Annotated in this window: 16 protein-coding genes and 1 tRNA gene; all 17 read left to right on the top strand. The window is 62.6% G+C overall.

Annotated features, from left to right (window positions below):
* Nucleotides 1-4: 4 nt before the first annotated feature.
* The 17 genes from AC07VL_RS18535 to epsG all read left to right on the top strand — a co-directional run bounded on the left by AC07VL_RS18535 (nucleotide 5) and on the right by epsG (nucleotide 17,891).
* Entirely contained in the window at nucleotides 5-787 is a 783-nt protein-coding gene (locus tag AC07VL_RS18535; RefSeq protein WP_494807141.1) for an SDR family NAD(P)-dependent oxidoreductase, read from the top strand.
* A 13-nt stretch (nucleotides 788-800) separates the two neighbouring features.
* The gene (locus AC07VL_RS18530) at nucleotides 801-1,304 is read left to right on the top strand and encodes a MarR family winged helix-turn-helix transcriptional regulator (RefSeq protein WP_494807140.1); all 504 of its coding nucleotides are present in this window, start codon (nucleotides 801-803) and stop codon (nucleotides 1,302-1,304) included.
* 10 nt (nucleotides 1,305-1,314) lie between these two features.
* The gene (locus AC07VL_RS18525) at nucleotides 1,315-2,169 is read left to right on the top strand and encodes an enoyl-CoA hydratase family protein (protein ID WP_494807139.1); all 855 of its coding nucleotides are present in this window, start codon (nucleotides 1,315-1,317) and stop codon (nucleotides 2,167-2,169) included.
* A 1-nt stretch (nucleotide 2,170) separates the two neighbouring features.
* Nucleotides 2,171-3,322: an acyl-CoA dehydrogenase family protein gene (locus tag AC07VL_RS18520; RefSeq protein ID WP_494807138.1), complete on the top strand. Its 1,152-nt coding sequence runs from the start codon at nucleotides 2,171-2,173 to the stop codon at nucleotides 3,320-3,322.
* 35 nt (nucleotides 3,323-3,357) lie between these two features.
* A complete protein-coding gene (locus tag AC07VL_RS18515) occupies nucleotides 3,358-3,750 on the top strand; it encodes a RidA family protein (RefSeq protein ID WP_290606012.1) in 393 nt (130 codons plus the stop codon).
* Nucleotides 3,751-3,872: 122 nt separating this feature from the next.
* Nucleotides 3,873-4,616, top strand: a complete 744-nt coding sequence (locus AC07VL_RS18510; RefSeq protein ID WP_494807137.1) for a PEP_CTERM-anchored TLD domain-containing protein — start codon at nucleotides 3,873-3,875, stop codon at nucleotides 4,614-4,616.
* Between the two features lie 165 nt (nucleotides 4,617-4,781).
* Nucleotides 4,782-6,254, top strand: a complete 1,473-nt coding sequence (locus AC07VL_RS18505) for an MBOAT family O-acyltransferase (RefSeq protein WP_494807136.1) — start codon at nucleotides 4,782-4,784, stop codon at nucleotides 6,252-6,254.
* A 6-nt stretch (nucleotides 6,255-6,260) separates the two neighbouring features.
* The gene (locus AC07VL_RS18500; RefSeq protein WP_494807135.1) at nucleotides 6,261-7,283 is read left to right on the top strand and encodes an alginate O-acetyltransferase AlgX-related protein; all 1,023 of its coding nucleotides are present in this window, start codon (nucleotides 6,261-6,263) and stop codon (nucleotides 7,281-7,283) included.
* A gap of 111 nt (nucleotides 7,284-7,394) precedes the next feature.
* Nucleotides 7,395-7,469, top strand: a tRNA-Arg gene (locus AC07VL_RS18495).
* Between the two features lie 170 nt (nucleotides 7,470-7,639).
* Nucleotides 7,640-9,532, top strand: a complete 1,893-nt coding sequence (locus AC07VL_RS18490; protein ID WP_494807134.1) for an ATP-binding cassette domain-containing protein — start codon at nucleotides 7,640-7,642, stop codon at nucleotides 9,530-9,532.
* 178 nt (nucleotides 9,533-9,710) lie between these two features.
* Nucleotides 9,711-10,379, top strand: coding sequence for a CAAX prenyl protease-related protein (locus AC07VL_RS18485; RefSeq protein ID WP_494807133.1), 669 nt, complete (start codon nucleotides 9,711-9,713; stop codon nucleotides 10,377-10,379).
* 41 nt (nucleotides 10,380-10,420) lie between these two features.
* Nucleotides 10,421-11,677 carry an XrtB/PEP-CTERM-associated polysaccharide biosynthesis outer membrane protein EpsL gene (gene epsL / locus AC07VL_RS18480; protein WP_494807132.1) on the top strand — a complete coding sequence of 419 codons (1,257 nt, stop codon included), beginning with the start codon at nucleotides 10,421-10,423 and terminating at the stop codon, nucleotides 11,675-11,677.
* Between the two features lie 8 nt (nucleotides 11,678-11,685).
* Nucleotides 11,686-13,068 carry an undecaprenyl-phosphate glucose phosphotransferase gene (locus AC07VL_RS18475; protein WP_494807131.1) on the top strand — a complete coding sequence of 461 codons (1,383 nt, stop codon included), beginning with the start codon at nucleotides 11,686-11,688 and terminating at the stop codon, nucleotides 13,066-13,068.
* A gap of 648 nt (nucleotides 13,069-13,716) precedes the next feature.
* Nucleotides 13,717-14,688, top strand: coding sequence for an EpsD family peptidyl-prolyl cis-trans isomerase (locus AC07VL_RS18470; protein ID WP_494807130.1), 972 nt, complete (start codon nucleotides 13,717-13,719; stop codon nucleotides 14,686-14,688).
* Nucleotides 14,689-14,734: 46 nt separating this feature from the next.
* Complete coding sequence (gene epsE / locus AC07VL_RS18465) at nucleotides 14,735-15,523, top strand: polysaccharide export protein EpsE (RefSeq protein WP_290606030.1); 789 nt, start codon at nucleotides 14,735-14,737, stop codon at nucleotides 15,521-15,523.
* Between the two features lie 62 nt (nucleotides 15,524-15,585).
* The gene (epsF, locus tag AC07VL_RS18460) at nucleotides 15,586-17,001 is read left to right on the top strand and encodes a chain length determinant protein EpsF (protein ID WP_494807129.1); all 1,416 of its coding nucleotides are present in this window, start codon (nucleotides 15,586-15,588) and stop codon (nucleotides 16,999-17,001) included.
* 14 nt (nucleotides 17,002-17,015) lie between these two features.
* The gene (epsG, locus tag AC07VL_RS18455) at nucleotides 17,016-17,891 is read left to right on the top strand and encodes a chain length determinant protein tyrosine kinase EpsG (protein ID WP_494807255.1); all 876 of its coding nucleotides are present in this window, start codon (nucleotides 17,016-17,018) and stop codon (nucleotides 17,889-17,891) included.

Below are 17,891 nucleotides of genomic sequence, written 5' to 3'. Positions count from 1 at the left end.
ATCGATGGACGCATTATCCGGAAAACATGCGCTGGTGACGGGCGCCGGCAGCGGCATTGGCCTCGCCTGCGCGCGCGCCTTGCTGGGCGCGGGCGCCAGGGTCACCCTGGCCGGGCGCGATGGCGCGCGGCTGGCGCGCGCGCGCCTGCAGCTGGAAGAGGAGGGCAGCGCGGGCAGGGTGGCCCTGTGCGTGCTCGACGTGGCCGTGGAAGCATCCGTGCAGGCGGGGTTTGCGCAGGCCGCCGCGCATTTCGGCCGCATCGATATCCTGGTCAATAATGCGGGCCAGGCGCATGCTGCGCCGTTCGGCAAGACGGATACGGCCCTCTGGCAGCAGATGCTGGCGGTGAACCTGACGGGCGTGTTCCACTGCTGCCAGGCGGCCATGCCGGGCATGCTGGACGCGGGCTGGGGGCGCATCGTCAACGTGGCGTCGACGGCGGGCCTGAAAGGCTACCGCTACGTCAGCGCCTACGTCGCCGCCAAGCATGGCGTGATCGGCTTGACGCGCGCGCTGGCGCTGGAAGTAGCACCGCGCGGCGTGACCGTCAACGCCGTCTGCCCCGGCTACACGGAGACGGACATGGTGGCGCAGGCCGTGCAGAATATCGCCCGCAAGACGGGCCGCGGCGAGGAGGAGGCGCGCGCGGAGCTGGCCGCCGCCAACCCGCAGCGGCGCCTGGTGCAGCCGCAAGAGGTGGCCGGTGCGGTGGCGTGGCTATGCCTGCCCGCCTCGTCGGCCATGAATGGACAATCGGTCGCCGTCGCCGGCGGCGAAGTCATGTAACCGAATGAAGAGCATGGATAAAGAAACCGATAATCTGCAGGATGAACCCGTGCTGGACCTGTCCAGCCGCCTGACGCAGGACCACCACCAGTCGCTCAAGCTGTGGCTGCGCATGCTGTCGTGCACGGTGAAGATCGAGAACAAGGTGCGCACGCGCCTGCGCGCCACCTTCGGCATCACCTTGCCCCGCTTCGACCTGATGGCGCAGCTCGAGCGCTTTCCCGACGGCCTGCGCATGGGCGAACTGTCCAAGCGCATGATGGTCACGGGCGGCAATATCACGGGCATCACCGACCAGTTGGAGCAGGAAAAGCTGGTGGCGCGCGTGGTCGACCCGAAGGACCGCCGTTCGTACAGCGTCAAGCTGACGCCGGCCGGCCGGCGCGCCTTCGACGAGATGGCCAAGGTGCATGAAGGCTGGATCGCCGAACTGCTGCAGGGCGTGACGCCGGACGACAAGACGCAACTGATCGAGCTGCTGTCGCAGATGAAGCAGCAGTTGAACAACACCCCCTAAAGGACTGACCATGCGCTACCTCCCCGGCCAGCCGCAGGACCTGCCTGGCAACCGCGCCAGCTTGGGCCATTACGCGGCGCGGCATTTTTTATTCTCCGTCAAGGACGGCGTCGCCACCTTGACCTTGCACAGGCCCGAGCGCAAGAACCCGCTCACCTTTGACTCGTATGCGGAATTGCGCGAGCTGTTCCGCGCGCTGGCGCATGCGGACGACGTCAAGGCGGTGGTGATCACCGGCAGCGGCGGCAATTTCTGCTCCGGCGGCGACGTGCACGACATCATCGGCCCGTTGACGCAGCTCGACATGCCCGGCCTGCTGGCGTTTACCCGCATGACGGGCGACGTGGTGAAAGCCATGCGCGCCTGCCCGCAACCCGTCATCGCCGCCATCGACGGCATTTGCGCGGGCGCCGGCGCCATGCTGGCGCTGGCCTCCGACATCCGCATCGGCACGGCGCGCAGCAAGACGGCCTTCCTGTTTACCCGCGTGGGACTGGCCGGCTGCGACATGGGCGCCTGCGCCCTGCTGCCGCGCGTGATCGGCCAGGGCCGCGCCGCCGAACTGCTGTACACGGGACGCTCCCTGGCAGGAGCCGAGGCCGAGCGCTGGGGCTGGCTCAACCGCCTCGTCGAGCCGGAAGCGCTGCTCGAAGCGGCTGGTGCGTTCGCCGCCGGCCTGGCCGGCGGTCCCACGTTCGCGCACGGCATGACGAAGAAAATGCTGCAGCAGGAGTGGAACATGGGCGTCGACGAAGCCATCGAGGCGGAAGCGCAGGCGCAGGCCATCTGCATGGCCACCAACGATTTCCACCGTGCCTATCACGCCTTCGTGGCGAAGGGCCAACCACAGTTCGAGGGCGATTGACATGCGCGATACCAGCTATCTGGACTGGCCGTTTTTCGAGGCGCGCCACGCGCAGCTGGAGCGCGAACTCGACGCCTGGGCCACGCAGCATGTGGGCGAGGCGCACGGCAGCGACGTGGATGCGGCCTGCCGCGCGCTGGTGGCGCAACTGGGGCAGGGCGGCTGGCTGGCGCACGCCACGAGCGCCGATGGCCAGGTCGACACGCGCGCCATTTGCCTGATCCGCGAAACGCTGGCGCGCCACGACGGCCTGGCCGATTTCGCCTTTGCCATGCAGGGGCTGGGCTCGGGCGCCATCGGCCTGTTCGGCAGCGCGGACCACAAGGCGCGCTACCTGCCCGACGTCGCCAGCGGCAAGCGCATCGCCGCCTTTGCCCTGTCCGAGCCGCAGGCGGGATCGGACGTGGCGGCCATGGCCTGCGCGGCGCGCCTCGAGGGCGACGACTACGTGCTCGATGGCGAAAAGACGTGGATCTCGAATGGCGGCATCGCCGATTTTTACGTGGTGTTTGCGCGCACGGGCGAGGCGCCCGGCGCGCGCGGCATCAGCGCCTTCATCGTCGAGGCGGACAACCCCGGGCTGGAAATCGCCGAGCGCATCGCCGTCATCGCGCCGCATCCGCTGGCGCGCCTGCGTTTCAATCAGTGCCGCGTGCCAGTGTCGCAGCGCCTGGGCGCGGCGGGGCAGGGCTTCAAGGTGGCGATGGCGACCCTGGACATCTTCCGCACGTCGGTGGCGGCCGCCGCCCTGGGCTTTGCGCGGCGCGCCTTCGACGAGGCGCTGCGCCACGCCATGGCGCGCCAGATGTTCGGCCAGACCCTGGCGGACTTCCAGCTGACGCAGGCAAAATTAGCGCAGATGGCCACCGGCATCGACGCGGCCGCGCTGCTCACCTACCGCGCCGCCTGGCAGCGCGACCAGGGCCGCAAGGTAACGAAGGAGGCGGCCATGGCCAAGCTGACGGCGACGGAAACGGCGCAGCAGGTGATCGACGCGGCCGTGCAGCTGTTCGGCGGCATGGGCGTCGTCAGCGAGCACCCGGTCGAGCGCCTGTACCGCGAAATCCGCGCCCTGCGCATCTACGAGGGCGCCAGCGAGGTGCAGCAATTGATCATCGCGCGCGAACTGCTGCGCGAGGCGGCCAGCGCATGAACGGCATGAAGCGCATGAACAACGAGGAAAATCAAATGCAAGTTTTACAACCGCCCGCCTGGGCCAGGCCGCGCGGCTATGCGAACGGCATCGCCGCCAGCGGGCGCACGGTGTACGTCAGCGGCATGATAGGCTGGGACGCGCAGGGGCAATTCCACACGGACGATTTCGCGGGCCAGGTGCGCCAGGCCCTGCAGAACATCGTCGCCGTGCTGGCCGAGGCGGGCGCCTTGCCCGAGCATATCGTGCGCATGAACTGGTACGTGCTGGACAAGAAGGAATATGTGGCGGCATATCCACAGATTGGTGTTGCCTATCGGGAAATTATCGGCAAGCATTTTCCTGCCATGACGGCTGTGCAGGTGGCAGGCCTCATCGAGGACAGGGCGAGAGTCGAGATCGAGGTGACGGCCGTACTGCCGGGCTGAATTTCTGCTATGAAAGATTGCATATTGGCATCTAAATAATAAATATAAAAACATTATCTATCATGTTATATTTGGCAACCGGAAAATACGCCGGTTTTAAATACTGACAGTCGAGGTAGAGGATGCATAACAAGTTCAGAACAGCAAGCAGCGCGGCGCTGGCGGTGGCCGGCATGGCCTTTTGCCTGGGGGCGCAGGCCAATTCCGGTACCTCGCTCCTCTCGCCCGGCTATCAGGCCCAGCTGGAAACGTGGCTGGGCGAGGGCCGCCTGGCGCTGACGGCCATTTACAGCAAGGCGGCGGGCGATACCTCGCTCGATTTTCACAAGGCGACGGATGGCAAGGGGCGCACCTTTTCCGTCATGGAAGCGAGCAACAGCGCCGGACAGACCTGGCTGGTGGGCGGCTATAATCCGCAAAGCTGGAGTTCCACGGATGGCATGCATGTCACCATGGAAGACAGCCAGCGCACCGCCTTCATCTTCAACCTGACGGCGGGCGTCATGCTGCCGCAGCTGAAGCAGTATTTCAGCGGCGACGGCATCGGCAGCGCACAGACGTATAACGACCTGAGCTATGGTCCCACCTTCGGTATCGGCCATGATCTGTACGTTCCCCAGGACTTGACGCATGGGGGCTATTCCTCGCTGTACTCCTACAATTACCGGGGGCAGCCGGCCAGCGGCGTGAGCCTGATCGACGGTTCCACCTTCACGGGGCCGAACATCACGTATGGCGCGATACAGGTGTTTACCATCAGCGCGGTGCCGGAGCCGGCTACCTGGGGCTTGCTGCTGGGGGGGCTGATCTTGCTGGCCGGCATGCACCTGCGCCAGCCGCGGGCCAGGGGCGGCGCCCGCGCCTGAAGCGGCACGCTGCGGCGGCGCCAGTCCCTCGCATGGCGCGCGCCGTGCCCGGGGGGGGCAAGCCTGGCTTACCGGAAATGATTGATGGTCATCAACTAATCGCATGGCAGCGGCCCTGGGCTTGATACTGTCGTATGAGCAACCACCCACGCTTGGGACCCTGTCGTGTTATTTAATACCTTTGCATTTTTTCTCGTTTTTTTGCCGCTGGCGCTGCTTGGTTATTTTGTCCTGTCAAAGTATTCCCTGCGCCTGTCCATCATTTTTCTGTTGCTCGCCTCGGTGGCGTTTTATTGCTATTGGGATGTCGCCTTCCTGCCCCTGCTGGCCTTGTCCATCTGTACCAACTTTGCCATTGGACGCAATATTTCGCTGCAGCATGGGCAGGGCCGCTTGCGCACGGCCAAGCGCTGGCTGATCGGCGGACTCGTCTTCAATTTGTCCCTGCTGGTCTTTTTCAAGTATTTTGACTTTCTGCTGAGTAATATTGCCGCCGTCACGGGCATGGCGATCGAACCCATCGGCATCACCCTGCCCATCGGCATCTCCTTCTTCACCTTTACCCAGATCGCCTATCTTGTCGACTGCCACGCCGGCAAGGTCAAGGAGTATCAGCCCGAGAGCTACGGCCTGTTCGTCACCTACTTTCCCCACCTGATTGCCGGACCCATCCTGCATCACAAGGACATGATGCCGCAGTTCTCGCAGCCGGCCCTGCATGTCTTCCACCGCGGCAGGCTGCTGGTGGGCCTGAGCTTCTTCACCATCGGCCTGTTCAAGAAAGTCATCCTGGCCGACGGCGTGGCCCGCTTCGTGGGGCCGGTTTTCGACCTGCACCACCAGCACCTGAGCATGCTCGAGGCGTGGGCCGGCGCGCTGGCCTACACGTTCCAGCTGTATTTCGACTTCTCCGCCTATTCCGACATGGCCTACGGCTTGTCGTATATGTTCGGCATCATATTGCCCATCAATTTCAATTCCCCGTACAAGGCCGCGTCCATCATCGATTTCTGGCGCCGCTGGCATATCACGCTGTCCAATTTCCTGCGCGACTACCTGTACATCCCCCTGGGCGGCAACCGCAAGAGCGCCTTCCAGCGCTACCGCAACCTGTTGCTGACGATGTTGCTGGGCGGCCTGTGGCACGGCGCCAACTGGACATTCTTGCTGTGGGGCATGCTGCACGGTGTTTACCTGATCATTAACCATGCCTTGCGGCACGTGCTGGGCGGACGCAGCAACCTGCCCCTGCGCATGGCGGGCGCAGGCGCCACGTTCCTGGCCGTGGTGGTGGCCTGGGTCTTTTTCCGCGCCGCTTCCGTCGGCGTGGCGCTGGACGTGCTGCAAGCCATGGGGGGCGGGACGCTGACGCCGTCCATGCGCGAGACGGTGCTGGGCATGAACCGCATCATGGAGCTGGGTTCCTGCCTGTGGTGGCTGGCGGCCTGTGCCGCGATCGTCTTCTTGTTGCCGAATGCCTATGACCTGCTGGGCCGTGGCCTGCGCCTGGAGGCGGAAAACCGCCTGGCCGGCCGGCGCGGCAATATGCTGCTGGGTGCCTTGCTCTTGCTGTGTCTGTTCTTGCTGTCGATCAGCGAAACCCGCGGCGTCTCCGAATTTCTGTACTTTAACTTTTAAATCATCATGCGTTCATCCATTACGACAGGAATCGGTGTGCTGCTGATGGCGCTGGTGCTCGAGATCGTGCTGCAGTGCCTGCCCGTATCGTCGGGCCTGCGCCTGGAACACAGCAGCGCGGCCATGCCGCTCAGCCGCTACCTGCCCGGGCAGGCCTACGTGTATTCCTACGGCTGGGCGCTGTCGAATGCGCGCCGGGGCGCCACCAATGCGCAGGGCTTTGCCAATTCCGTGGATTTCAAGCCCGATGCGGCCGTGCTGGTGCTGGGCGACAGCTTTGTCGAAAGCCTGATGCTCGATTATGAGGACACGCTGCAAGGCCAGCTGGACCGCATGGTGGGCGGCCGGGTGTACGCCGCCGCCAGTTCCGGCAATGGCCTGGCCGATACGCTGGAAATGCTGCGCTACTACGGGCCGCGCCTGCATCCGCGCAACGTGGTCGTGCTTATCGATTCGGGCAACCTGAACAATCTGCTGCTGCCGGCGCCGCGCAGCCACAACCAGTTCGTGGCCGGCCCGGATGGCGTGCGCACGGTGCACGTGGACTATGCGGAATCGAGGCTCAAGCGCTGGATGGCGCGCTCAGCCCTCGTGCGGTATACCTATTACAACCTGAAGTTGCCGGACTGGCTCTCTTCCCTGCGGCGTAGCGGCGGGGCGGCAGGTGTTGGTGGCGCGGCACCGGCCGCGCGCGACCAGGTGCTGGATTATTATTTTGCACAACTGCGGGCGGCGCAGGACGTTGTAGGCACGCAACTGATCTTTGTCGTCGACGGCGACCGCAACATGCTGTACGAGCCCAGGAAGGGCAAGCCCACCTGGCACGGCGACGACCGCCAGGCCTTCATCGCGCAGGCGAGGCAACATGGCCACGTGGTGGTGGACATGCAGCCGGTGTTCGCGGCCCACTGGCGGCAGCGCGCCGAGCGGCTGGATTTCCTGCCGATGGATGGCCACTGGAACAAGGTGGCGCACGGCCTGGCCGCGCAGCAGGTGCTGCCCGTGCTGCAGCCGGCCCGGCAGCCATAGCGGGGGAGGGGCGCGCCATGGCGCGCCGGCCCCGATGCCGCGCGGGATTTCGTCTTGCTGGCTGACACTATGTCAATGACGGGCGCCAGCCTGTATAATGCCGCTGCGCGTGTCGCCATCGTACAATGGATAGTACAAGGTCCTCCTAAGACTTAAATGCAGGTTCGATTCCTGCTGGCGACACCACATTCCACGCAACGCGCGTCGGCAGCCTGTGATCATCCAGGCGGTATTACCGGTCGATGGCGATTGAAGTCCGAGTTATCGGTACAATGCGTGCTTCATTCATCCAATCGGCGGCTGTTTTGCATACCCAGCGGTGTGCAGGGGACGGCGCCCGAGCACTCTTACTCATTATGGCTGTCATTTCTCTTTCATCGGCGCAACTTGCGTTCGGTCACGTCGCGCTGCTCGATCACGCGGAATTTTCACTCGAAACGTCGGAACGGGTCGGTTTGATCGGCCGCAACGGCACGGGCAAATCCTCCTTGCTGAAGGTCATTTCCGGCAAGTTCAAGCTCGACGACGGCTTGCTGGTCATGCAACAGGGCATCAAGATCGCCTACGTGGAGCAGGAACCGCAATTCGACCCGGACATGTCCGTGTTCGACGCCGTCGCTTCCGGCATGGGCGAATCGCAGGCGTGGCTGAAGGAATATGACGCGCTGACGGGCCAGTTTGGCCAGGGCAATGACGACGAACTGATGGAACGCATGCACGACATCCAGGTCAAGCTGGACGCGGCCGATGCGTGGAGCTTGCCGAACAAGGTGGAAACCGTACTCGACCGTTTGAACCTGACGGGCGACATGGCCATGAAAACCCTGTCGGGCGGCATGCAGAAGCGCGTGGCGCTGGCGCGCGCGCTCGTCTCGGCGCCGGACGTGCTGCTGCTCGACGAACCGACCAACCACCTGGACTTCAGCTCCATCCTGTGGCTGGAAGGCTTGCTGCGCGACTTCAAAGGCAGCGTGCTGTTCATTACCCATGACCGCTCCTTCCTCGACAACGTTGCCACGCGCATCATCGAACTGGACCGCGGCCGCTTGCTGTCGTATCCGGGCAACTTCACGGCGTATCAAGTGCGCAAGGCCGAGCAGCTGGAAATCGAGGAAGTGGAAAACGCCAAGTTCGACAAGTTCCTGGCGCAGGAAGAAGTGTGGATACGCAAGGGCGTCAAGGCCCGCCGCGTGCGCGATGAAGGCCGCGTGCGCCGCCTGGAAGCGCTGCGCCTGACGCGCAATGCGCGCCGCGAACAGCAGGGACAGGTCAAGCTGGACGTGTCGGCCGGCGAACGCTCGGGCAAGATCGTCGCGGACCTGGAAAACGTCTCGAAGATTTATGGCGACAAGGTCATCGTCAAGGATTTCAGTGCCACCATCTTGCGCGGCGACAAGGTTGGCCTGATCGGTGCCAACGGCGCCGGCAAGACCACCCTGCTGAAGATGATCCTCGGCGAAGAGCAGTCGGACACGGGCACCATCCGCCTGGGGACCAAGCTGCAAGTGGCGTATTTCGACCAGATGCGCACGCAGCTGAACGAAGAGGCGAACCTGATGGAAACCATCGCGCCGGGCAGCGACTGGGTCGAGATCAATGGCCAGCGCCGCCACGTGATGACCTACCTGAACGATTTCCTGTTCGCGCCGGAACGCGCCCGTTCGCCCGTCAAGTCGCTGTCCGGTGGCGAACGCAACCGTCTGCTGCTGGCGCGCCTCTTCGCCAAGCCGGCCAACGTGCTGGTGCTCGATGAGCCGACCAATGACCTCGATATCGATACCCTGGAACTGCTGGAAGAGTTGCTGGAAGAATACACGGGCACCGTCTTCCTCGTCAGCCATGACCGCACCTTCCTCGACAACGTCGTCACGCAGGTGATCGTCGCCGAAGGCGCGGGCAAGTGGCGCGAATTCGTCGGCGGCTACACGGACTGGGAGCGCGTGCGCACCTTGCCGATCGCCACGGCGCCGGCCAGCAAGCCGGCCGTGAAGGTCGAGGCTGCCGCACCTGTTGCCAAGCAGAAAAAGCTCAGCTACAAGGAACAGCGCGAGCTGGAAGAGCTGCCGAAGCTGATCGCCAAGCTGGAAGATGAGCAGTCCGTGCTGGCCGCCGAACTGTCGCACCCGGACTTCTACAAGAAGACGCCGGCCGAAGGCAAGCGCCTGAACGCCCGCGTGGCGGAAATTGAAAACGAACTGCTCGAAGCGCTGGAAAAATGGGAACAGATCGAGGCGCGCAACAACGCCTGATTAGTTTCTCGCATTCCCTGTTGTAATTTAAGTTAGGATTACTTGCCACGGCAACGGTTCAGCTTGATATAATTATATAATTATATTTTTTACATCGGGGGATGCATGTTTGTTATCAAAAACACGCGCTCCGGGCCAAGGCGTCCGGCGCGCCGGCCTGGCCCGGGCGCGCGGCACGATGTTTGACCGCGCCGCCTTGCCCCGGGTAGCGCCATTCCTGGCCTACCTCTCCTTCATCCTTATCGCCGACATGCTCGGCCGGCTCGGCTTTGCCACGCAGGACCTGCGCTGGCTGTACGCCGTGAAGATCGGCGTCGTGCTGGGCATGCTGCTGTACTGGCGCCGCAGCTACACGGAACTGGCCTGGACGCCGCTGGGCGCGCGCGCCATCGCCATCGCCGTGGCGCTGGCGACGGGGATTGTTGTTTTTCTGCTGTGGATTAATCTCGGCGCCGACTGGATGACGATCGGCAGCGCCGACGGCTTCGACCCGCGCAACGATGGCCGCATCGAGTGGAGCCTGGTGCTGCTGCGCATCGCCGGCGCGGCCCTCGTGGTGCCCGTGATGGAGGAACTGTTCTGGCGTTCCTTCCTGCTGCGCTGGATCGATGCGCCGGATTTCCTCGCTTTCCAGCCACGCCTGGCCAGCGCCAAGGCGCTGCTCACCAGCGTCGTGCTGTTTGGTTTTGAGCACAACTTGTGGCTGGCCGGCATCGTTGCCGGTGCCGCCTACAGCCTGCTGTACATGCGCAGCCAGTCGCTGTGGTCGCCCATCCTGGCGCATGGCGTCACAAATGGCGTGCTGGGCCTCTGGATTGTTTCCGGCGGACACTGGACTTACTGGTAATATTGCCAATCAACTGTTGCTCTCTCAAAAGACGATATCCCATGTTGAAATCCCCGCCAAAAAGTCAGCCTGGCCACCCGCATCCGCCCTGCAGGATGGCGCCCCTGTCCGCGCTGCGCGCCGCCTGCGTGCTCATGGCCGGCAGCCTGGCCTGCGCGCCGGCCATGGCAGCGCTGAGCGACACCATTTTCCCGTTTCTGGCGACGTCGTATTCGTATGACGACAATCTGTTGCGCCTTGACGACAACGTGCCCGGCTATAACGGGCCCCGTTCCGACACGTCGCGCCAGATACAGGCGGGTTTCCTCGTCAACCGGCCGTTCGGGCGGCAGATCCTGACCGGGCAAGCGAAGTGGTCGCGCGTGTCGTTCCAGCACTTTGACCAGTTCAACTACAGCGGCAAGGATTTCCTGGCCGACTTGGAGTGGCATCTCGGCAACCATCTTGATGGCCATGCGGGTGCCCTGTATTCGCAAACCCTGACGCCGTTCAGCGATTTCCAGAGCACGGAACGCAACTTGCGCACGCGCCAGCGCGAATACGTGGATGGCGGCTGGCGCTTCCACCCCAGCTGGCGCGTGCGCGGCGCTTACAGCCGGGAACGCTATTCGTATGACCTGCTGTCGCAGCGCTATGCCGACCGGCAGGAAAACGCGACGGAACTGGGGCTCGACTACTTGCCTGCAAGTAATAGCCGCATCGGTATCCAGTTGCGGCATGTCCAGGGCAGTTATCCGAACCGCGTCAACAGCGGCCAGTTCGGCGTCGATGACGGGTATACCCAGGATGAGGTGAAGGCGAATATCTACTGGGTCTACAGCGCGATTACCCAGGTGCAACTGCTGGGCGGATGGGTGCGGCGCAGCCATGCCTTTTATACGGGACGCGATTCGAGCGGCGCCAACGGCCGCATCGTGGTGAACTGGGCGCCGCTGGGCAAGGTGCGGTTTACCGGTTCCTTATGGCATGAATATGGCGTCGTGGAAAATGCGCTCGTATCGAGCAGCCTGAACAATGGCGCCAGTGTCGCCGCCGCCTGGGATATCACCTCCAAGGTGCGCATGGATGCCCAGGTACGGCGCGAGAAGCGCGACTTCTCGGCGGCCAGCGGCCTCGTCTTTCCAGTCGATGTCAGCGATACGACGCGCACCGATTCCCTGGGCCTGACCTATGCGCCGCAGCCCAATATCCAGCTGGGCTTGAATGCCTTCCGCGACACGCGCAGGGGTGCCCCCATTATCAATACAGGCAGCTACCGCGCCAAGGGCGTGTCCTTTAGCGCCAGCGTTCAGTTCTGAAGAGCATTATGACGGTCAATGATATACCCCTGATTTCGTTTTTCCAGCGCATCCTCGATCCCTTGATCATCATGGGGACGCTGTATCTGCTCTCCGTGCTGTCGGGCGCGCCGTTTACGGGATATTCGCTGGTGCTGATGATCCTGGCGTTTTTCATATCCTCGTCCGTGTTCCAGTATGTGGACCCCTACCGCACCTGGCGCAGCGGCCGGATGCTGGCCTACGCCCGCGATGTCTTCGTCAGCTGGGGCATCACGGCGCTGATCCTCGTCTTCCTGGGCTCGGCGACTGGGCTGGCGTTTCATTTTGACCGCGAGCTGGTGCTGGCCTGGTTCCTGCTGACGCCCTTCATCCTGCTGCTCAGCCATCTTGCCGCGCGACGCATGGTGGCCGACCCTGGCCGGGACAGCGAAGTGCGCTCCGTCGTCATCATCGGTGCCAATGATGCCAGCCTGAAATTTGCCGCCACCGTGGAACGCAACCCGAATCTGTTCATGAGTGTGCGCGGCTTCTTCGACGACCGCACCGACGACCGCTGGCCGGAAAAGATGCGCGAGCCCATGCTGGGCAAGATGGCCGACATCGCGGCCTATGTGCGCGAACACAATATCAAGATGATATTCATCAGCCAGCCCATTTCTGCCCAGCCGCGCATCCGCAAGATGCTCGATGAATTGCAGGATACGACGGCGTCCGTGTACTTCCTGCCGGATATTTACATCTTCGACCTGATGCAGGCGCGTTTCGACAATGTGGGCGGCATGCCCGTCATCGCCATCCGCGAATCGCCGTTCACGGGCTTTAACAGCATGGTCAAGCGCGGCAGCGATATCGTGCTGGGCCTGCTGATCCAGATCATGCTGTTGCCCGTCATGCTGGTGATCGCCATCGCCGTCAAGATGACCTCGAAGGGACCCGTGATTTTCCGCCAGCGCCGCTACGGCCTGTATGGCGAGGAAATCATCGTGTACAAATTCCGTTCCATGACGGTCAGCGAAGATGGCGACAAGGTGGTGCAGGCCACCAAGGATGACCAGCGCGTGACGCGCATCGGCGGCTTCCTGCGCCGCAGTTCGCTCGACGAGTTGCCGCAGTTCATCAATGTGCTGCAGGGGCGCATGAGCATCGTGGGACCGCGCCCCCACGCCGTGGCGCACAACGAGCAGTACCGCAAGCTGATCAAGGGCTACATGCTGCGCCACAAGGTCAAGCCGGGCATTACGGGCTGGGCCCAGGTGAACGGCTTGCGCGGCGAGACGGAAACGCTCGACAAGATGGAGGCGCGCATCCATTTCGACCTCGATTACCTGCGCAACTGGTCGCTGTGGCTGGACTTGTGGATCATCTTGCGCACCGTCAAGGTGGTGCTCAAGCGCGACAATGCGCATTGACCGCGGGCGTCGCGGCTGCGCCGGCAACACCGGGCTTGAATATTTTTTGCAGTGAATTAATAAGCGTTAAAATGACGCATCATGCAAGGTATCAACGGTCCGGCTTCCGGTGCCGGCTGAACAATGATGCGACGAGCCCTGAAACCAGATGAGCTACCCCCTGCGGCATGGCATGCGCGACTTTCCTGCCCGCCCGGCGGCTGGCGCGATGCTTGCCCGTGCCGGGACATGGCCCGGCTGGCAGGGCAGGCGAGCGCCTTGCTGGACATGATGACACCAGAGGTCCGGCCCCATCCCCGCCGCTCTGCCGGAATGCTGTGCGCCCTGAATGTTGTGCAGTGTGAAGGCAGGACGCGCCTTCACTTAAAATGTTGCAACTTAAAAACTATTTTTTGAAGTGCCCTTGCAGCATCAGTGTTTCTGTTGAAACAGTTGTTTTTAAGACCTCTTAATAGTTTTTTAAGCAAATAGTTTCCTAGCAAGCTAGTACAATGTGTATCATATTTATAATATTGACAATGATGTGGCCCGCAGCCCATAATTTCAATCGAAATCTGTGTTTTTTGACAATATCTTGTTGTTAATTGCGTTATCATCAAGATCACAAAAATATCGGCAGATTTCCTTACATGAATCGAAGGAGTTATTTTGAACCAACCGCAAATCGCCCGTTTGTCCTCGAGCAAGCCAGCCCTGAATGCGCGCCTGCTGTGCGCTGGCCTGGTCTTGCTGGCCGCTGCAGGATTGTCTGCCTGCGGCAATAAAGAAAAGAAGCCCGGCCAGGCGCTGGCGAGCGTGAATGGGGAAGAAATTACCGTTCTGCAACTGAATGAGGAAATGCAGCGCGCCAACGTGCAGGCGCCGCAGCAGGAAGCTGCCAGCAAGCAGTTGCTGGAATCGCTGATCGACCGCCAACTGCTGCAGAACGAGGCCGCCAAGGACAAGACGGACCGCGATCCCAAGGTGGTGCAGGCGATCGAACGGGCCAAGGCGCTGATCGTCGCGCAAGCCTACATGCAGAAGCGTATCGGCACCATTGCCCGTCCCACCAAGCAGGAAGTGGAAGAGTATTTCCACAAGAATCCGCAGTTTTTCAGCGAGCGCAAGCAGTTTGACATGCGCGAACTGGTGATCGCCAGCGCCGACATGAACGACCAGCTGAAGGCGGCCATGGACGGCGCCAAGACGCTCGACGACGTGGCGGCCTGGCTCGACACGCACAAGGTCAAGTATGCCCGCACCCAGCTGTCGCGCACCAGCGCCGACCTGGCGCCCGAGCTGAGCGCGAAGCTGCTGTCCATGCCGAAGGGGCAGCTGTTCATCATCCGCGAGGGTGACCGTACCCTGCTCATTTCCCTGGCCGACATCCGCGACAATCCCGTGACCCTGGCGCAGGCCGCGCCGCAGATTGAACAGTTCCTGTTCAACAAGAAAAACAAGGATGCCGCCGACGCCGAGCTGAAGCGCCTGCGCGCTGCCGCCAAGATCGAATACCTGGGCAAGGATGCCGCCCCGGCTGTCGCGTCGGCAGCGGCCAGTGGCGCGGCGCCGGCCGCTCCGCCCGCGGCTGCAAAGAGTTCGTCGGAAGCAAATGATCGTGGCGTTGCTGGCTTGAAGTAAGTCGCAGCATTTTAAGTAAGTAATTCTTCAATGGAATAAGCGAATCATGAAACGACTTCTGATGTGGTGCATGGCCACCCTGTTGCTGCTGAGCGCCGGTATCGCCGGTGCTGCCGATGTCCAGCTGGGCGCCGGCGACGTGCTGAAAATTTCCGTCTATGGCAATCCCGACCTGGCGCTCGAGACGCGCGTCAGCGAAGCGGGCGAGATCACCTTCCCCCTGGTGGGCAACGTGGCCCTGGGCGGCCTGTCCGTGTCGGCGGCGGAGAAAAAACTGGGCGGCCTGCTGGAGAGCGGCGGTTTCCTGCGCAAGGCACAGGTCAACATCATCGTGACCCAGCTGCAAAGCCAGCAGGTATCCGTGCTGGGCCAGGTCAACCGTCCGGGACGCTATCCCATCGAAGGCAAGCGCAGCCTGATGGACATGCTGGCGATGGCCGGCGGCGTCAGCCCGGATGGCGGCGACACGGTCAGCCTGATCCGCAAGCGCAACGGCAAGACGACGCGTGAAATCATCGACATCATCGACATGGTGCGCTCGGCCGACCTGAACCGCGACCTGGACGTGGCCGGCAACGACGTGATCTTTGTCGAACGCGCGCCGCGCTTTTATATCTACGGCGAAGTGCAGCGCCCGGGGGCTTTCCGCCTCGAGCGTTCCATGACGGTGCTGCAGGCGCTGTCCGTCGGTGGCGGCCTGACGCCGCGCGGCACGGAACGCGGCATCCGCATCAAGCGTCGCGACGAGGCCGGCAAGCTGCAGGTCATCAACGCCAAGCATGACGATCTGCTGCAAGTCGACGATATGGTGTACGTGCAGGAAAGCCTGTTTTAATCCAGTGTCCGTATCTTTCCGGCGCAAGCCGGATGTTTTTCATTCTGTGTTGAGGTTTCCCCATGAATTTGTCACAGCTCCTACTGATCCTGCGTGCGCACAAGAAATTGATCTTGATCACACTGCTGGTTACTGTCCTCGGCACGCTGTCGATCAGTTTGCTATTGCCTAAAACATACAAGGCGACAAGTTCGTTGCTCTTGAACTATAAAGGCGTCGATCCCCTGACGGGCCTGGCCATGCCTGGCCAGCTGTTGCCCGGCTTCATGGCGACGCAGATCGACATCATCAGCAGCAAGAATGTTGCCCTGCGCGTCGTCGACCATCTGAAGCTGGCCGAAAGCCCGGCCGTCATCGCGCAATTCAACGAGGCGACGGAAGGCAAGGGCGGCACCGTGCGCGACTGGCTGGCCGAGCTGCTGCTGAAAAAGGTGGAGATCGTCCCGTCGCGAGAAAGCAGCGTGGTCGACATCAGCTTCAAGGGCAGCGACCCGCAATTCGTGGCGGCCGTGGCGAATGCCTTTGCTGACGAATATCAAAAAACCAGCATCCAGCTGAAGGTCGATCCGATGCGCCGCGTGTCGACGTATTTCAGCGAACAGACCAAGTTGCTGCGCGATAACCTGGAAGTGGCGCAAAGCAAGCTGTCCAAGTATCAGCAGGACAATGGCATCGTCAGCGTCGACAACCGCCTCGACGTCGAGTCGAACCGCCTGAACGATTTGTCGGCACAGCTGGTCATGGCCCAGGGACAGTCGATGGAAGCGTCGTCGCGCCAGCGCATGGCGCAGGGCAGCGATGGCCTGGCGTCGCCGGACGTGTCGTCCAATCCGCTGATCCAGAACCTGAAGATAGGCCTGGGCAATGCCGAAGGCAAGCTGGCGGAAATCGCCCAGCGCCTGGGCCGCAACCATCCCCAGTACGAGAGCGCCAAGGCGGAAGTGGACAAGCTGCGCGCCGACCTGCGTGAACAGCTGGCCAATACGTCCAGCAGCGTCGGCAACAATGCGCAGATCATGCAGCAGCGCGAAGCGGCAGTGCGCGCCGCCCTGCAGGCGCAAAAGGCCAAGGTGCTGGAACTGAACCGTACCCGCGACGAGATGGGCGTGCTGATGAAGGATGTCGAAAGCGCCCAGCGCGCCTTCGACGTGACGTCGCAGCGCCTGTCGCAGACGCGCATCGAGGGCCAGGCCGAGCAGTCGGACATTTCCGTGCTCAATCCGGCCGTCCCGCCGATCGAGCCATCCGGTCCCCGCGTGCTGCTCAACACCCTGCTGTCGATTTTCCTCGGCACCTTGCTGGGCGTGGGCCTGGCCATCGTGATCGAGATGCTGTACCGCCGCGTGCGTTCGGAATCTGACCTGCAAGAAACGCTGCAGATTCCCGTCTTCGGCGCCATCGACTGGAACGCCAGCAAGTCGCCGCGCAAAAAAGGTGGGTTGAACGGCATCCTGCCGCGCCGCCTGCGCTTACGTTAAACATGGATAAGATGATGAACCAAGCCGCGCTCCCCATTTCGATGAACTCCGTGCCACGTACCGGCGACTCCAGCATTGGCGGTCTGCTGCTCGAGTCGGGCAAGATCACGCCCGAAAACGCCGAGCGCGTGCTGCGCATGCAAAAAGAACTCGGCATCCGCTTCGGCGAGGCGGCCCTGCGCCTGGGCCTGATCACGGAAGCGGACATCCAGCAAGTGCTGGCGCGCCAGTTCGACTACCCTTACCTGCAAAAGGGCGAGGGCAAGTATTCGGCACTGCTGGTGGCCGCCTACGAGCCGTTCAGCCCGCAAGTGGAAACGCTGCGCGCGATCCGCAGCCAGCTCATGCTGCGCTGGTTTGCCCGCGGGCACAAGGCGCTGGTGGTGCTGGGCGGCGCGTCTGGCGAGGGCGCCAGCCTGTTTGCCGCCAACCTGGCCGTCGTGTTTTCGCAGCTGGGCGAGCGGACCCTGCTGGTCGACGCCAACCTGCGCAATCCGCGCCAGCATGAAATCTTCGACGTGCAGACGCGCCAGGGCCTGTCCGATGTACTGGCCGGACGGGCCCAGCTCGACGCCATCACCAAGGTCGAGTCCTTCGTCGACCTGTCCGTGCTGGGGGCCGGCACCTTGCCGCCGAATCCGCAGGAACTGCTCAGCCGTAGCTCCTTTGCCAACCTGAACACGGAACTCGAGACGCTGTTCGATATCGTCATCTATGACGTGGCCGCGTATGCGCTCGGTTCCGATGCCATGGCCATCGCGGCGCGCGCCGGCGGCGTGCTGATCGTGGCCCGCAAGAACCAGTCCCTGTTGAGCGACATCAACGCCATGGCCGAGCAGATCGTGCAGAGCGGCGCCAAGGTGGTCGGTTCCGTGATGGTAGATTTCTAA

This window comes from Janthinobacterium sp. GW821-FHT03C08 (assembly GCF_059420905.1).
Note: the sequence above shows the minus strand (reverse complement) of the source record. Positions and strands in the feature narration are given on the sequence as shown.

Excerpts from the sequence above, each read along its gene's own strand:
- AC07VL_RS18535 (WP_494807141.1), top strand. The coding sequence starts at position 5 with ATGGACGCATTATCCGGAAAACATGCGCTGGTGACGGGCGCCGGCAGC.
- AC07VL_RS18530 (WP_494807140.1), top strand. The coding sequence starts at position 801 with ATGGATAAAGAAACCGATAATCTGCAGGATGAACCCGTGCTGGACCTG.
- AC07VL_RS18525 (WP_494807139.1), top strand. The coding sequence starts at position 1,315 with ATGCGCTACCTCCCCGGCCAGCCGCAGGACCTGCCTGGCAACCGCGCC.
- AC07VL_RS18520 (WP_494807138.1), top strand. The coding sequence starts at position 2,171 with ATGCGCGATACCAGCTATCTGGACTGGCCGTTTTTCGAGGCGCGCCAC.
- AC07VL_RS18515 (WP_290606012.1), top strand. The coding sequence starts at position 3,358 with ATGCAAGTTTTACAACCGCCCGCCTGGGCCAGGCCGCGCGGCTATGCG.
- AC07VL_RS18510 (WP_494807137.1), top strand. The coding sequence starts at position 3,873 with ATGCATAACAAGTTCAGAACAGCAAGCAGCGCGGCGCTGGCGGTGGCC.
- AC07VL_RS18500 (WP_494807135.1), top strand. The coding sequence starts at position 6,261 with ATGCGTTCATCCATTACGACAGGAATCGGTGTGCTGCTGATGGCGCTG.
- AC07VL_RS18490 (WP_494807134.1), top strand. The coding sequence starts at position 7,640 with ATGGCTGTCATTTCTCTTTCATCGGCGCAACTTGCGTTCGGTCACGTC.
- AC07VL_RS18485 (WP_494807133.1), top strand. The coding sequence starts at position 9,711 with ATGTTTGACCGCGCCGCCTTGCCCCGGGTAGCGCCATTCCTGGCCTAC.
- epsL (WP_494807132.1), top strand. The coding sequence starts at position 10,421 with ATGTTGAAATCCCCGCCAAAAAGTCAGCCTGGCCACCCGCATCCGCCC.
- AC07VL_RS18475 (WP_494807131.1), top strand. The coding sequence starts at position 11,686 with ATGACGGTCAATGATATACCCCTGATTTCGTTTTTCCAGCGCATCCTC.
- epsE (WP_290606030.1), top strand. The coding sequence starts at position 14,735 with ATGAAACGACTTCTGATGTGGTGCATGGCCACCCTGTTGCTGCTGAGC.
- epsF (WP_494807129.1), top strand. The coding sequence starts at position 15,586 with ATGAATTTGTCACAGCTCCTACTGATCCTGCGTGCGCACAAGAAATTG.
- epsG (WP_494807255.1), top strand. The coding sequence starts at position 17,016 with ATGAACCAAGCCGCGCTCCCCATTTCGATGAACTCCGTGCCACGTACC.